The organism is uncultured Thiohalocapsa sp., from assembly GCF_913062725.1.
Classification (GTDB): Bacteria; Pseudomonadota; Gammaproteobacteria; order Chromatiales; family Chromatiaceae; genus Thiohalocapsa.
In genome coordinates this window covers 1-14,763 of sequence record NZ_CAJXWY010000040.1, presented here as the reverse complement: position 1 = coordinate 14,763, position 14,763 = coordinate 1, and the positions used below count along the sequence as shown (strand labels likewise).

At 65.9% G+C, this 14,763-nt stretch carries 16 protein-coding genes and 1 pseudogene; 13 read left to right on the top strand and 4 right to left on the bottom strand.

Annotated elements, in window-relative coordinates; genetic code table 11:
- Positions 1 to 18 precede the first annotated feature (18 nt).
- Positions 19 to 276: a Uma2 family endonuclease gene (locus QZ588_RS11935; RefSeq protein WP_295543012.1), complete on the bottom strand. Its 258-nt coding sequence runs from the start codon at positions 274 to 276 to the stop codon at positions 19 to 21.
- 86 nt (positions 277 to 362) lie between these two features.
- Between QZ588_RS11935 and QZ588_RS11930 the strand changes: the two genes are divergently transcribed.
- The 12 genes from QZ588_RS11930 to QZ588_RS11880 all read left to right on the top strand — a co-directional run bounded on the left by QZ588_RS11930 (position 363) and on the right by QZ588_RS11880 (position 11,870).
- Positions 363 to 569 carry a hypothetical protein gene (locus QZ588_RS11930; protein WP_295543010.1) on the top strand — a complete coding sequence of 69 codons (207 nt, stop codon included), beginning with the start codon at positions 363 to 365 and terminating at the stop codon, positions 567 to 569.
- Between the two features lie 35 nt (positions 570 to 604).
- Entirely contained in the window at positions 605 to 838 is a 234-nt protein-coding gene (locus QZ588_RS11925; protein WP_295543007.1) for a DUF433 domain-containing protein, read from the top strand.
- Positions 835 to 1,041, top strand: coding sequence for a DUF5615 family PIN-like protein (locus QZ588_RS18130; protein ID WP_366929561.1), 207 nt, complete (start codon positions 835 to 837; stop codon positions 1,039 to 1,041). Before QZ588_RS11925 ends, QZ588_RS18130 begins: the two co-directional genes overlap by 4 nt.
- 69 nt (positions 1,042 to 1,110) lie before the next feature.
- The gene (locus tag QZ588_RS11920; protein WP_295543005.1) at positions 1,111 to 2,172 is read left to right on the top strand and encodes a glycosyltransferase family 2 protein; all 1,062 of its coding nucleotides are present in this window, start codon (positions 1,111 to 1,113) and stop codon (positions 2,170 to 2,172) included.
- A 35-nt stretch (positions 2,173 to 2,207) separates the two neighbouring features.
- Positions 2,208 to 3,827: a glycosyltransferase family 39 protein gene (locus tag QZ588_RS11915; RefSeq protein WP_295543047.1), complete on the top strand. Its 1,620-nt coding sequence runs from the start codon at positions 2,208 to 2,210 to the stop codon at positions 3,825 to 3,827.
- Positions 3,805 to 4,716, top strand: a complete 912-nt coding sequence (locus QZ588_RS11910) for a phosphatase PAP2 family protein (RefSeq protein ID WP_295543003.1) — start codon at positions 3,805 to 3,807, stop codon at positions 4,714 to 4,716. The genes QZ588_RS11915 and QZ588_RS11910 overlap by 23 nt, the downstream gene beginning before the upstream one ends.
- Before the next feature lie 234 nt (positions 4,717 to 4,950).
- Positions 4,951 to 5,877, top strand: a complete 927-nt coding sequence (locus QZ588_RS11905; protein ID WP_295543002.1) for an ABC transporter substrate-binding protein — start codon at positions 4,951 to 4,953, stop codon at positions 5,875 to 5,877.
- A gap of 71 nt (positions 5,878 to 5,948) precedes the next feature.
- Positions 5,949 to 7,112: an iron ABC transporter permease gene (locus QZ588_RS11900; protein WP_366929560.1), complete on the top strand. Its 1,164-nt coding sequence runs from the start codon at positions 5,949 to 5,951 to the stop codon at positions 7,110 to 7,112.
- 11 nt (positions 7,113 to 7,123) lie between these two features.
- Positions 7,124 to 7,975: an ABC transporter ATP-binding protein gene (locus tag QZ588_RS11895; RefSeq protein WP_295543000.1), complete on the top strand. Its 852-nt coding sequence runs from the start codon at positions 7,124 to 7,126 to the stop codon at positions 7,973 to 7,975.
- Between the two features lie 6 nt (positions 7,976 to 7,981).
- Positions 7,982 to 9,343, top strand: a complete 1,362-nt coding sequence (locus QZ588_RS11890; protein WP_295542998.1) for a cobyrinate a,c-diamide synthase — start codon at positions 7,982 to 7,984, stop codon at positions 9,341 to 9,343.
- Between the two features lie 547 nt (positions 9,344 to 9,890).
- Positions 9,891 to 10,718, top strand: a complete 828-nt coding sequence (locus QZ588_RS11885) for a hypothetical protein (protein ID WP_295542996.1) — start codon at positions 9,891 to 9,893, stop codon at positions 10,716 to 10,718.
- A gap of 294 nt (positions 10,719 to 11,012) precedes the next feature.
- Positions 11,013 to 11,870 (top strand): hypothetical protein, encoded by an 858-nt coding sequence (locus tag QZ588_RS11880; protein ID WP_295542994.1) that lies wholly within the window; start codon positions 11,013 to 11,015, stop codon positions 11,868 to 11,870.
- 209 nt (positions 11,871 to 12,079) lie between these two features.
- Here the strand turns inward: QZ588_RS11880 and QZ588_RS11875 are convergent, their stop codons facing one another.
- The 3 genes from QZ588_RS11875 to QZ588_RS11865 all read right to left on the bottom strand — a co-directional run bounded on the left by QZ588_RS11875 (position 12,080) and on the right by QZ588_RS11865 (position 14,161).
- A complete protein-coding gene (locus QZ588_RS11875; protein ID WP_295542992.1) occupies positions 12,080 to 12,322 on the bottom strand; it encodes a transposase in 243 nt (80 codons plus the stop codon).
- Between the two features lie 9 nt (positions 12,323 to 12,331).
- A complete protein-coding gene (locus QZ588_RS11870; RefSeq protein ID WP_295542989.1) occupies positions 12,332 to 12,652 on the bottom strand; it encodes a transposase family protein in 321 nt (106 codons plus the stop codon).
- Between the two features lie 264 nt (positions 12,653 to 12,916).
- Positions 12,917 to 14,161 (bottom strand): hypothetical protein, encoded by a 1,245-nt coding sequence (locus QZ588_RS11865; RefSeq protein WP_295542987.1) that lies wholly within the window; start codon positions 14,159 to 14,161, stop codon positions 12,917 to 12,919.
- A 140-nt stretch (positions 14,162 to 14,301) separates the two neighbouring features.
- On the opposite strand from QZ588_RS11865, the pseudogene QZ588_RS11860 reads away from it, so the two are divergent.
- A pseudogene (locus tag QZ588_RS11860) lies at positions 14,302 to 14,763 on the top strand (hypothetical protein); the annotation flags it as partial.

Sequence of the window (14,763 nt, the reverse complement as noted above, 5' to 3'; positions counted from 1 at the left end):
TGGTTTCCGGCTTCGACTTCAGGGCAACAAATCGACGATGGCGACGGGCCTGTCCGGCACAGCGAGGCTTGCGAGGCCGCCGTCCCGGCCGATGGTCTGCTTGGAGAGGAAGTCATCGCCTTGCGGATCGCGATAGACCTCCAGGGCCCTCGCATTGAGGTCGAGCATCCAGTTCTCGCGGATGCCGTTGCGCGCGTAGAGGCGCTTCTTGGTGATGCGGTCGACGCCAAGGCTCGATTCGGCGATTTCCAGGATCAGCACAGTATAGCCGTGCACCGGCGGTGGCCGTCCAGACGCTGTGGGCGATCCGGGCGAGGGCACATCAAATTCCGCAGCGTCAGGCATCATGCGAGCACCAAGCGATGGATCGTCTCCTGTTGGCCAGCCTCATCGAGGATTTTGCTACGCTGCCAGACTGTGACGTAGCCTGCATCGACCGGACGACTCGGCTCGTGGAGCTGGTCGGCGACATCGGCGCCGGCAACGCCGTCGCGGATCTCGAAGGCTTCCTCGGCACTCGGCAGATCGAAGACCCGTGCGCTTTTTCATTCGACGCACAGAGGGCATGATCCTGGCAACCGGCAGTCAACCATAGCGAGGCACTATGAAGACTTCCTTTGATCGTATCACCATCAACCCAGAACAGATGGGCGGACAACCCTGCATCCGCAGCATGCGCTTGACCGTTCGACGTGTTGTCGAGGCTGCTGCTCTGTATCCGGACCGGCAAGAACTGAAACGCGAGTACCCGGAGTTGGAAGACGATGACATCCGCCAAGCCCTGCAGTTCGCGGCCGAAAGCCTGGATGATCAAATCATTAGCCTGGATGCCGCATGACTCGGATCCTGCTGGATCAGGGGCTACCGCACAGTGCGGTTGAGCACCTCGCGGCCAGCGGTGTGGATGCCTGTCATGTTGCAGACATCGGCCATAGCCGAGCCAGCGCTAGCGACATCCTGTCTGTGATCGCGTCGTTGGCGCAGGGACACCGTTCCCACGGCCTAACCGCCCCGGTGGACGCTCGGGGACACTGCGCTTAAGCTGCGCCACGTGCCGGGGCGGCCCCGGCAGCGGACCAGGAACAGCGGCGCAAGCCCTCAACAGCAGTCATGACCCAGCCCGATCCCTCCGCCCTGCGCGATGCGGCGACCATCACCGTGCCCACCACCGCCAATCCGGCGGCGGATGCGCGCAGCCTGTCCATCGTGATTCCGCTGTACGAGGAGGCCGACAACGTCGCGCCGCTGCTGGCGCGGGTGCATGAGGGACTGGCGGGCTACGGCCACCCCTGGGAGCTGATTTTGGTGGACGACGGCAGCCGTGATGGCACGGCGGAGCGGGTGCAGCGGGCGGCGGAGCAGTACGGGCCGCATGTGCGCCTGATTCGGTTCCGGCGCAATTTCGGGCAAACGGCGGCGATGCAGGCGGGCTTCGACGCCGCCCGGGGCCAATTGGTGGCGAGCCTGGACGGGGATCTGCAGAACGACCCGGCGGACATCCCGCGCATGGTGGCGGAGCTGTTGGACCAGGACCTGGACCTGCTGCAGGGCTGGCGGCGCAACCGCCAGGACGCGCTGGTGCAGCGCAAGCTGCCCTCGCGCATCGCCAACGCCCTCATCGGCCGGGTGACCGGCGTGACCCTGCACGACTACGGCTGCAGCCTGAAGGTCTATCGCGCCGACATCATCAAAGAAGTGCGGCTGTTCGGCGAAATGCACCGGTTCATCCCGGTCTGGGTGGCGGGCATCACCGACCCGGCGCGCATCGGCGAGACCGAGGTGGCCCACCGCGCCCGGGAGCGGGGCGCGTCCAAGTACGGCATCTCGCGCACCTTTCGGGTGCTGCTGGATCTATTGGTGGCCTTTTTCTTCCTGCGCTACGGCGCCCGGCCGGGGCACTTCTTTGGCGCCATCGGGCTGATGTTCGGCGCCGTCGGCGGCCTGCTAATGAGCTGGCTGCTGGTGGTGAAGTTCGGCTTCGGGCAAGACATCGGTCAGCGGCCGATGCTGTTCATGGCCATCCTGTCTTTGGTGACATCCGTGCAGCTGCTGACCACCGGCGTGCTGGCGGAGGTGCTGGCGCGGATCTTCTTCGCCTCCGGCGAGCGCACCCATCATTGTATCCGCTGGCAGTCGGACCCGGCGCGGGCGGGCTGGAAGGCGCCGGCTTGAGCCCGGCCGACGCCGCACGAACGCCGGGGGCTGCGCTGTGGCAGCCGCCGGCGGCCTTCGCACTGCTGGCGCTGGCGGTGTGGCTGGCCTTTTTCTGGCAGCTCGGCGCCGTGCCCCTCTACGACCTGGACGAGGGCGCCTTTACCGAGGCCACCCGGGAGATGCTGGCCTCCGGCAACTTCATCACCCCGCAGCGTGACGGCGCGCCCCGCTACGACAAGCCGGTGCTGATCTATTGGCTGCAGGCGGCGTCGGTGTCGGTGCTGGGCCTGAACGAGCTTGCGCTGCGGCTGCCCTCGGCCATCGCCGCCACGCTGTGGCTCGCGGCGCTGTGGGGGTTCACCCGCGCGCGCGTGGATGCGGCCACCGCCACGGTGGCCGCGCTCATCATGGCCTTCGGCCTGCAGGTGGCCATCATCGGCAAGGCGGCGGTGGCGGATGCGGTGCTGAACCTGTTCATCGCCCTGGCCTTCTTCGACATCTATCGCTGGCTGGAGCAACCGCGCCGGGGCCTGCTGTTGCGGGTGTATCTGTGGCTGGGCCTGGGCTTTCTCACCAAGGGGCCGGTGGCGGTGTTCTTCCCGCTGCTGGTGAGCTTCGCCTACTGTCTGTCCTTGGGCCGATGGCGCGACTGGCTGCGGGCGGTTTTCGCGCCCCTGGGATGGCTGGTGTTCATCGCCGTGGCCGGGCCCTGGTATCTGGCGATCTACCTGGAGGACGGCGCGGGCTTCTTCCGCAGCTTCTTTCTGGAGCACAACGTCGGCCGCTACGGCGGGGTCAAGCACGGCCACGCCGGCTTCCCCGGCTACTACCTGGTGATGCTGCCGGTGGTGCTGCTGCCCTTTACCGGCTGGTTCCTGCGGCTGGTGCCCATGGTGCGGACACTATGGGGGCAGCCGCTGGACCGGTTCCTGCTGCTGTGGTTTGCGGCGGTGTTCGTGACCTTCTCCTTCTCCGACACCAAGCTGCCGCATTACATGGTCTACGGCATCACGCCGCTGTTCATCCTGATGGCAAGGCACCGGGCCGCGCTCAACAGCCCCTGGCTGGCCTTCGCGCCGCCGGTGGCGTTCATGGCCCTGCTGGCGGCGCTGCCGCTGGTGCTGCCCCTGCTGGCGGGGCAGGCGGACCGGCCCCACGAGCAGGCTATGCTCGCCGCCGGCACCGAGGCGCTGGACTGGCTGTATGGGCTGACCACGCTCGCCGGCCTGGCGACCCTGTTGCTGCTGGCGGGCCTGTCACGGCTGCCCATCTGGCAGCGGCTGCTGCTGGCGGGGGTGGTGCAGACCCTGGTGGTGTTCGGCGCCCTGGTGCCGCGGGTGTTCGCGGTGATGCAGGCGCCGGTGAAGCAGGCGGCGCTCATGGCCCGGGCGCTGGATCAGCCGACGGTGGTGTTTCGCACCAGCATGCCGAGCTTCAGCGTCTACCGCGAGGCCATCACGCCCCAGTCGGACCGCCCGGCGCCCGGTGAGCTCGTGTTCCTGCGCGTGGACAAGCTGGATGACCTGGCCGCCACCCGGCCCGATGCGCCCCTGGTGACCCTCTACCGCCGCGGGCCGGTGGCGCTGGCGACTTTTGCCCGCGATGGCGATGGCCACAGCAATGGCCGCGGTGGTGCTGCGGAGCGTGCCGATGCCCGAGGTGATGATGGCTGACGTCGCGGAGACGCCCACAGGCAAGGCCCTGCGCCTGTGGCGGGCGCTCGGCGCCGATCTGAATGCGGCTTTGGCCCGCGGTGCCGCCCGCGATGCCTGGCCCGGCGCTGCGGCCGCGGCCTGGCTCACCCACGCCGCCCTCGCCGCGCTGGTGCTGGGCGCCGGACTCTGGCTGCTGGCGGGCTACCATGCGGGCTTCGCGACGCTCAACGGCGCCGCCGCCGCGCTGCCCGGCTGGCTCTGGCAGGGGCTCACGGTGCTCGGGGACGAGCGCGTGGCCTTCGCGCTCAGTTTGTTCCTGGCTCGCCGTCATCCGCGGGTGTTCTGGGCGCTCATCGTCGCCGGCGCGGTGGCGGCCCTGTACTCGCGCGGGCTCAAGCCGCTGTTCGATGCGGCGCGCCCGCCGGCGGTGCTGGCGCCCGGCGGCTTCCATCTCATCGGTCCGGGGCACCGCAGCGAGAGCTTCCCCTCCGGACACAGCGTGACCGCCGGCGTCTTCTTCGGTGTGCTGGCGCTGTTCGCGCGGCGGCGGGGCTGGCGGGCGCTGTTGCTGCTGCTGGCGGTGGCGGCGGCCTTGAGCCGCACGGCGGTGGGCGTGCACTGGCCGGTGGATGTGGCCTTCGGTCTCGGCGGCGGCTTGCTCGCGGCGGTGGTCGGCGTTTGGCTGGCGCGGCGCAGCCAGTGGGGCGTGCAGAATGGCTCGGTGCATCTGGCCTTCGTCACCGTCGCCGTCATCGTCAGCATCGGACTCTGGTTCGACGACGGCGGCTACCATGCGGTGGCGTCGGTGTTGCAGGTGCTGTGCGCCGGCGCGTTAGGCGCCGTGGTGCTCGGCTATGTGCTGCTGCCGCTGGGGCGCTGGGGGCTGATCCCAATCCGCAAGACCTGAGAGTATGGACACACAGCATCGACCTGGGCTCGAAGCGTCGTTAGGGCGGAGATTGCGGGTTGGGTGACGGCTGGCGGGGGACGCCGTGAATACATCCCTGTAGGCTTCACGACAGCATCCCTGCTGTCGAGACCCCCGCCAGCCGCCACCCAACCCGCAATAAATGCAGGCCCGCATAGGACGGCCTTCACACCGGGTCTCGCCCGGCTCGATTTCACGCTACCATCGTCGGCGATGTATCAAGTCCCTTTGCGCGCGCTCGCTCTCGACCGGCGGTGGCCGGTCACCGGCCCGCCGCCGCGCACCCTGTTGATCTGGCCGCTGGCCCTGCTCCTGACCGCGTTGGTGGGCGGGGTGGCGTCCCGCGCTGCCACGGCGGCGGAGGCACTGCCGCGTGTCATGGGCACCAACCTGTGCGCGGACCTGTTGCTGGATTCCACGGCGGCGCCGGCGCAGATCGTGTCGCTGTCGCGTCAGAGTCGGGATGCCACGGTGTCGCCCATCGCCGCGCGCGCGGCGGCCTATCCCGCCAACGACGGCGGCGTCGAGGATCTGCTCTATCACCGCCCGGATAAGGCGCTGGTGTATCTCGGCTGGACCGGGGGGCGCTTCGCCACACTGCTCGCCGGCCAGGGTATCGAGCTCATCGAGGTGCCCTATCCCGCGGGCTGGGACGATGCCCTGGCCAGCGCCCGTGCCATCGCCGCCGAGATCGGCCGCGCCGAGACCGGTGCCGCCCTGGCCGCCGCCGCCGAGCAGCGCATGCGTGAGCTGGCGGAGGCGCTGCCGCCGCTGCGGGTGCTGTATCTGCGCCCCGGCGGCGGCAGCGCCGGCGCCGGCACCTATGTGGATGATGTGATCACGCGCCTGGGGCTGGTGAACCTGGCCGCCGAGCAGGGTCATGTGGGCTGGGGCGCCTATCCGCTGGAGCGGATCATCACCGATCCGCCGGATGTCTTTCTGCTGAGCTACTTCGAGCAGGCGCCGCCGCCCGGCGCATCGGCGTATGCGCGCCATCCGCTGCTGCGGGACCTGCTTGCGCGCACACCCACGGTGCAGGTGCCGAGTCAGTCCTGGGGCTGCGGCGGACTGGAGCTGGTGGGCGCCGCCGAGGCCATCGCCGCCCAATTGCGGGCGCTGTCGTGGGACGGTGGGCCATGACAACGGTGTCCCGTGGCGACACGCCAGAGAGCGAGCCCGCAACTGAGCCGGGTTACGGGGCGCGTGCTGGCTTGGGCAATGGACCATACACCGACGCGAGTACTGGCGCGGGTTCTGAGCCAGGCACCGGGCCGAGTCGTGCTGGACCGGGTTCTGCACCAGGCGGCGGGCCGGGCATCGGCCCGGAGACTGGGCCGCCAACCCGGCCCGACGCCGCTCAAAGCGCCGCGGCCGCCGCCGGCTGGCTCGGTGCGCTGGGGCTCGTCGGCCTGCTGACCCTGGGGCTGCTCGGCCTGAGCCTGCTGTCCCTGGGCTTCGGCGCGGCGCCGCTCACCTGGGCCGAGGTGCTGGCCGGATTGCTCGGCGTCGGCCCGGAGGAGCACCGGCTCATCGTGCAGCAGATCCGGTTGCCGCGGGTGCTGCTGGCCTGGCTGCTGGGGGCGGCGCTCGGCATGTCCGGCGCGGCTCTGCAGGGGCTGCTGCGCAATCCGCTGGCGGAGCCGGGCCTGCTGGGTATCTCCGCCAGTGCGGGGCTCGGCGCGGTGCTGGCGTTGTACTTCGGGCTCACGGCGGTGAGCCTCTGGGCGCTGCCGGCGACGGCCATGGCCGGTGCGCTGCTGGCCACACTGCTGCTCTATGCGCTGACGCGCGGCGGCGCTTCCAATCTCACGCTGATTCTCGCCGGGGTGGCCCTGTCGTCCCTGGCGGGCGCGCTCACCTCCCTGGCCCTGAATCTGGCGCCGAGCCCGGCGAGCGTGCAGGACATCGTGCTCTGGCTGCTGGGGTCCATTGCGGACCGCAGCCTGGCGGATGTGCGCCTGGTGCTGCCCTTCGTCGCCGCGGGGCTGGCGTTGCTGTTGGCGGCGGCGCCGGCGCTGACGCTGCTGACCTTGGGCGAGGCGGAGGCCACCAGCCTGGGCGTGCACCTGCCGCGGCTGCGGGGGCTGGTGATCGCGGGCTCGGCGCTGTCGGTGGGCGCCTGTGTCTCGGTGACCGGTACCATCGGCTTCGTCGGGCTGGTGGTGCCGCACCTGCTGCGCGGGCTGGTGGGCCATCGGCCCGGCCGGCTGCTGCTGCCGAGCGCCCTCGGCGGGGCGCTGCTGGTGCTGGCGGCGGATCTCGCCATCCGGCTGCTGGACACGCCGCAGCCGCTGATGCTCGGCGTGGTGACGGCGCTGGTGGGGGCGCCCTTCTTCCTGGCGCTGGTGCTGAGAAGCCGGCGGGCGCTGGCGTGAGCGGGTCAGCCATGAGCGCCAAGTCCGTGCACAGCGCATCCGTCAGCGCCCAAGCCGGCGGCCCCGAGTCCCCGAAGCTCTTGTCCGTGGCCGGACTCTCGGTGCAGCTGGGTGGCCGAACGCTGGTGGAGGCGGTGGACCTCGACGTGGCGCGGGGGGAAATTGTGGGGCTCATCGGCCCCAACGGCGCCGGCAAGTCCACCATCGTGAAGGCCATCGCCCAGCTGCTGCCGCACCGGGGCGACATCCGCCTCGACGGCGCGCCCGTGGGCCGGCTCGGCGCCCGGGCGCGGGCGCGGCGCCTGGCTTATCTGAGCCAGGACGATCAGGTGCAGTGGCCCATCACGGTGGCGGAGCTGGTGGCCCTGGGCCGCTACCCGCATCGCTCGGGCTGGGGCGGCACACCGGGCGCCGGCGACCGGGCCGCCGTCGAAGCGGCCATGCGCGCGGCGGATGTCTGGGACCTGCGCCGGCGGCGGGCGGATCAGCTCTCCGGCGGCGAGCGTGCCCGGGCGCGGCTCGCCCGGGTGCTGGCGGTGCAGGCGCCGCTGGTGCTGGCCGACGAGCCGGTGGCCGCCCTGGATCCGCGCCATCAGTTGGAGGTGATGGCCTTGTTGCGCGGGCATTGCGCCGACGGCGGCGGGGCCATCGTGGTATTGCATGACCTGACGCTGGCCAGCCGGTTCTGCCACCGGCTGCTGCTGCTGGACCGGGGCCGTGCGGTGGCCGCGGGGCCGGTGGAGCAGGTGCTGACGCCGGCGCATCTGCGTGCCGTCTACGGCATTGCGGTGGTCTCGGGTCGGCATCGCGGCCAGACCTACATCGTGCCCTGGGAGCGGGACGACGGGCCTCATGAGCGGTAGATCAGGATGCAAGCAAAAGCGCCAATCGTTCCCACCAACAACGACCGTGCCGCCGATGTGGCAGGGGTGCAGATCCGCACCTGCCCGGCCCTGCTGCTCGCGGCGACGGCGTCCGGCCAGGGCAAGACGACCCTCACCGCCGCACTGGCCCGTCACCACGTCCGGCACGGCCGCCGGGTGCGGGTGTTCAAGGTCGGGCCGGACTTCCTGGACCCCATGGTCCTGGCCCGGGCGAGCGGCGCCGAGGTGCGGGCGCTGGACCTGTGGATGGTGGGGGAGGCGGGTTGCCGCCGGCATCTTTACGAAGCCGCCGGCGACGCAGACCTGATACTGGTGGAGGGCGCCATGGGCCTCTTCGACGGCGAGCCGAGCGCCGCAGACCTGGCGGCCCGCTTCGGCCTGCCGGTGGTGGCGCTGATGGACGCCCGCGGCATGGGTCAGACCTTCGGCGCGCTGGCGCACGGGCTCGCCACCTGCCGACGGGACGTCGAGGTGGCCGGCGTGGTGGCCAACCGCGTCGGCAGCGCTCGCCACCGCGAGATGCTCACGGCGGGACTGCCGCCGGGCCTGCCGCTGCTGGCGGCGCTGCCGCGGCTGGAAGACGCGGCCCTGCCGAGCCGCCATCTGGGCCTGGTACAGGCGGCGGAGATCGCGGACCTGGACCGGCGGCTGGATGCCGCCGCGGATGCCCTGGGCCCGAGCCCGCTGGCATCGCTGTTGCCGCCGGTGCGGTTTCGGGCGCCGGCGTATTCGTCGCACCCGCCGCCGCTGCTCCGGGGGCGGCGCATTGCGGTGGCCCGGGACGCCGCCTTCTCCTTCCTCTACCCCGAGAATCTGCGGGTGCTGCGGGCCCTCGGCGCCGGGCTGACCTTTTTCTCGCCGCTGGCGGATGCGGGCGTGCAGGCGGACGCCATCTACCTGCCGGGCGGATACCCCGAGCTGCACCTGCAGCCGCTCGCCGCGAACCGGGCTATGCACGCGGCCCTGCGCGCACACCTGGCGGCGGGCCGGCCCATCTACGCCGAATGCGGCGGCATGCTCTATCTGCTGGAGCGCCTCACCGACAAGTCAGGCCACGGCGCGGACCTGGTGGGGCTGCTGCCGGGACAGGCGCAGATGCAGCCGCGGCTGGTGGGGCTCGGCATGCAGGCGCTGTGGACCGACGCCGGCGAAATCCGCGGCCACAGCTTCCACCACTCGCGCATGACCACGCCGGTGCAGCCCATCGGCCATGGGGTGCGCCAGCACGGCGAACGGGCCGGCGAGCCTTTCTATGTTCACGGCGCGCTGCGCGCCAGTTATCTGCACCTGTACTTTGTGTCGAATCCGGTTGCGGCGGCGGGGCTGTTTCTGTCGGCGAGCGGTTGAAGGAGCCAGTAGGCTTGCGGCTTCCACCAGTGCCGAGGGCTCAATGCTGAAGCGCTAAAACCGTCTTCCTCAACGCGCATGCGTCGCTATGACGGCGGAGCCGCGGTAAGGCGCGGAGCCAATGTCTACCCCGCTCTTGAAGGCATCCGATGGGTCCAGCTCTTTTCACTACAGGATGCTACCCATTGATTACTATCTATATCTGGATAGGGATCTCCGGGTGTAATTCAATTGTTTCAGCCGCATCTACAGAAACTCGACAAACGATTGATCTATAGAGCAATTTCCTCAGGACTCCAAGTTACACAATTAGATGAGCTGTCTCGGGTTATGGGCGAACTTGAGGACTAAGTTATTGAGCTCAAAAGACAAACTAATATCAGCTCAGTGATTCACTCATAATAAATACTGTACTCCCTTATGGTAAACCGCTAAGTCTGCGATATCGTAGTCCCCGCCCGGTTAGCTGCTTCACCGCTAAAGCCAAAGCGTGATGCGGCGGAAGGGCTACCGGGATATCCACTGCAGAAATCATGAGGAGAGCATCATGAACACGACAAAGACATGTCTGAGCATTCTCGCGGGCTCTTTGCTGGTGAGTACAGCGGCAATCGCCGATCAGATAACCACGACGGGCGACTTTGCCGCCGATATCGACTGGGCCGGATGTATCGCCGCAGCCGAGGCCGACGTTTCGGCAGACGGGGCCGCAGCCCTCGCCGAGGCCTTGAGCGCGATCGGCATGAGCGGCACTGGAATTGCCGCCATGGAAGTCACGCGGCAAGGCAACAACGGCACCGTGAAAAACATTGATCTTGGTGCTGCTCTTCTATCGGCCTCCCTATCGTTCACCGAGGCTGATGCCGCCGCCGGAGCCGAGGCAGGTTCATATTTCGACTTCAGCTTTGGGCCCTTTGATTTGACGCTGCCCTTAGGTGGTGCTGGAGCCGTGGGAGGTGCTACGAGCGAGAGCCTGGGTGGGTTCCTGGCCAGTACGTTACAGTACGTCACGGTTTCTGGAAAAAATATCGACGAGTTGTGGAGTGGCCTGTATCTGGGCACTCTCCAGTTCAATGTGAGCGAAGCCGCCGTTGGCGAGTTGGCAGGGGCGCTTGGAACAAGCATCGAGATAAATTGTAGTTTGTTCGGCGGCTGCGATACTGACATCAGCGGCGAGGCTGCCTATGCAATAGGTGCTGCCTTGGCAAGGGCCATCGCGGCTGGTCGAGTCGACGTAGTGACTTTGGCTCACTACAAGGACAACAACGGCCCCGGCTCCATCGTGGATGACGTAGATGTCTGGACCGGGGCTCGCGCCAGGGTTTCTTGTGAGGCATCCGCGGCCGCAGGCGCTGCAGCCGACTCAATCGACTGATTGTTGATCGTAGGCCGCCAATAACCGAGACGCCCGGGATCAACCCGGGCCTCAGAAGAAAGGCGTTGGGCGTTACGGTGGGTTCATTTGGCAGACCAACGCCGAATGAACTCAAATCATGCAGGCATGCCTGAAAAGTGGATAGAGAAATACTCCGACACGCTTCGCGATATCTAAGGATCAATTCATTTGCCACGATGACGTGCTCGGGCAGTGGAACTACGTGATTGCCGCGAATGATTTCTCTGTATAATTCGTTTAACTTGTTTTTGACGCGTCACTAAGGCGGAACTTATGAAAATAGCTTTGGGGCGCGTGCAACAAATAGCCAGCCGATATGGCCTCCGCTATCTCTCGTCCCTTGCGATCACTTTGCTGCTGAAAAAAATTGGGCTGTACAGCGAGGTCTCACTCATCAAAAAAAAGATTACGATCGACTCAAAACATCTTTACAAGAATACGGTGTCGTATGGAGCGTTCAAAGGCATGGTGATGAGCGAAAGGGCCTGGTGGGGTGAAGATGATTTTTTCACCAAATACACCGGTCACTACGAACGCCATGTGATTGATGAATTAGAAAAACTCAAGGAAAAATACAACTCGTTCATAGATATTGGTGCAGGCGATGGCTTCTTTGCTGTTGGCACGCTTTTCAGCGGTATGTTTTTAGAGGCAATTTGCTTTGAGATTTCCAAAAAGGGGCGAGAGGTAATTAAGGAGAATGCCTCCCTGAATGGCGTTAGCGACAAAATTACTATCTATGGAGAAGCGACTCCCGAGGCTTTGACCTTCGCACTACCGAACCCAGCACGCTGTCTAATAATCTGCGACATCGAAGGTGCTGAGTTTTCTTTATTCGACCGTCCGACCCTAGAAGCTCTGCAGCACTCTCATATCATCATTGAACTACATGACGACCTGTTCCCCAGGCTCTCAAAGGCACGCCAAGCTCTAATCGAAGCCGCCAGCGAATACTTTGATGTCACATACATCCCCCGACACAACCCTGAGCCAAACACCCTGCCAGAAATTCAGGATTGGGATGACGATGCGCGAATGCTGGCATTCAGTGAAAGCAGGCCAACACGAATGGAATGGGTGCTACTTTCACCGACCAAGCAGAGAAACGGCTCACAAAAAACTGCGACTTGAGCCAAACAGCACATAATCACTTTCTGTCGACTAGCCACAAACCAACAACTTAGTGCCTGAACGAGAAGCACGTTTCACGCTTTGAGATAGTGGCTTAAGATCAGCCCCCGGCTCTCGGGGATTTTCCGTGGGAGGATAATCTTTGCATTTCAACGGGTTAACGTCCATGCCGTGACAGGTCATCACGCCATCGCCCCGGGGGGTCGACGCTAACCGGTTGTTTCTCCCTCCGTAGAGTGCGTAGTCGAAGAGGTCCAAATAGAGCCGTTGAAAGAGATGATCGCGGTTGAACAGACCATAGCAGCGAGGCTTGATGTGACCTTGATCTTGTCGTTCAAGCCCTCGACAAAGCCGCTGTTGTAGCACTCCGGGAAGTCGTTGCTGACGTCTTCCTTGTGCAGGTTCAGGGTTTCGAGAAAGCTGTCGAAGCAGCGGACCGAACTGCGCTTCACGCGGGTCGCTTACCCGCCGAGCCGCAAGCTGGAAACTGCTGCTTTCTGCGCGACGTCGCTCAGGGTCGTGTTGACACAGGCCAGCAGCAGCTGTGCCTCATAGGCCTTGGTGAAGCGACTGCTCCGGTTGTACCAACTGACCTGATGCGTGCTGGTAGGACCGTCATCACAGTCACAGCGGTACCGCGGGAGGCGAAAACGCAGGTAGACAGGTGTGTCGAGCAGGTCGAGGTGACGCACCGTGAGCCATCCGCTGGAGCCATTGGGCTGTGTTGCCCACTTGCCACAGCGGCGGCAGGTTGTTCCGACCTCGGTGCTGACCAACTTCACTTGAACGTGTCCGTCGCGGTCTTTAAAGGCCTCTTCGACCCGCGTCTGGGGCAGATCGGGTCATGATTCGAGCGTCTGCCGAAGCGCCTCGTTGTTCATGTGAATTTCGCCCCCCTCGTCGATCTAACTGGCTGTTACTACAGGATGTTGTACGCTACTGAGATCACGAAGAGCCGTGGCGGCTAGGCCGGCAACGCAGCAATAGCAACAGAAGCATGCCCCCCGGCTCCGTGTGGGCTGGCTAGTCAAACGATCTGGCCGAACTCAACTCTTCAACTTCACGTCGCAGAACCGCTTCCAAAACTCAGCGGGGCTAGGGATCGAGAACAGTGCGGAAGACCATTGCGCATGCGCATGCCGAACGACTCCCATCATACTGGCGTAGGCGCGGTGTTGATCGGGGGTGTCCCCTCTCAATCTGTCAGCATGGTCGGCATCCACCCTCATCACCTTTTCCCGCCACATACCTCTCAAGCCTGCATAGTGATGGAACTGGGGATCGTTTCCGACACAAAAACCAACGATCGAGTTAAAGTCAACATCCAGCCGTCCGATCAATGCGCTGTATCTAGGATCTGGGGCATCCGCTCGTTTGTCATTCACGATCATGGAGTAATATCCAAGAATCTGGAGGATCGCAGCCTGATCATGCCAAGGGTGTCTGACCTGCCGGGCAACGCCCAGGCGGTAGGCGCGGTCAAGCAGCTCGATCAAAGCCTCATCCGGGCGCAGGACCATGACACCGGTGTTGTAGTGGGGAACCAGCACATTCGTCCCCTCATGGTACGCCAGACACAACGGCCGATCGATCGGCAAATCCTCCCTCAAATCTGCGCTGCCAAGCATGAGCACGTCGATATCAACCCAGATTACCTCCCGCCCGTCTCGCAGCAGTCGGAGCAATGGAGGGAGCTTCTCGAAGCCGGCGAGGTTCCCGTTGAACTCAATGGGCTCAAACTCCAGCACATGGGCTGCAGCGTAGCGTTCCATAAAGGGCACCGAGATCCTAGCGAGTACACTCAGATCTGGGGTCCAACCCGTCACAAGGGTCGCTTTCGTCAAAACCGTCTCCGGAGCAACGGATAGGAAATCCAAACGGACAGGAAATCCAAGCCACCCTGATTGCCCAAGGTGGCTTGGGAGAGGACGGTAGCGGGGGCGGAATGTGTGGTCAACACCAAACAGCGGGGCTGACGGGTGTCGGAGGCGGTGCGGCGCGCGCGCTGTGGGGTGCCGGGGCTCGCTGCTGCGGTGCAGCGTGCTGCCGGGAGACGAGGAAAGCCGCACCGTCGCCTGCGAGAGACGACGGCTACCACGCAATGCGCTGATCAAGCTCGAAGTCGGACTCGGGCTGTTGAGGCGGTCCCAGTCCGGCGCCGGCTCGGGCGCTTCGTCCCAGGCGGGCGGTCCGCGGGCGGGGGCGATCGGCGGTGGCTCGGTGGGCTCGCCGATATGGGCCAGGATGCGCTGCACTGGGACGGTCTCGGTCACGAAGGCGATGATGCGCATGTCCGCCCCGCAGTTGGGACAGACCAGGGGTAGGGACTCGAACAGCCGGGCCAGCGGCATCACCCAGAGATAGTGCGCCCGGGAGCGGCGAGGCGCAGCAGGCGGGGCAGAGTCAACGCGCGGCGGCGGCCAGTGCCGGCGTGGCGCGCAGCACGCTGCGTCACTGGAACGAGGCGACGCCGAGCAACGCACCGGTGGGCTTGGCCGCCTTTGCCGCGACGCCCGACGGCGTGCAGTGGCTGCGTCAGATCCTGGTGGCGGCCCACTGGTGCATCAGCGAGCAAGGTGGAGCGGGTGTGCGCGTGGTCTGCGAGTTTCTCGCGCTCAGCGGCCTGTCGGCGTTCATCGGCGCCTCCTACGGCACGCAGCAGGCGTTCCAGGCCGAGCTCGAGCAGCAGATCGTCACCTGTGCCGAGGAGCAGCGTGCATCGCTGGCCACGACCATGCCGCATCGCAGCGTGAGCATCGCCGAAGACGAGACCTGGAAAGACGGCATGCGCTTGGTGGTCATCGAGCCGGTCTCGAACTGCATCCTCCTCGAGCAGGCGAGCGATCAGCGCTCGGCCGCCGCCTGGAGCCAGGCGCTGGAGCGCGGGCTCGCC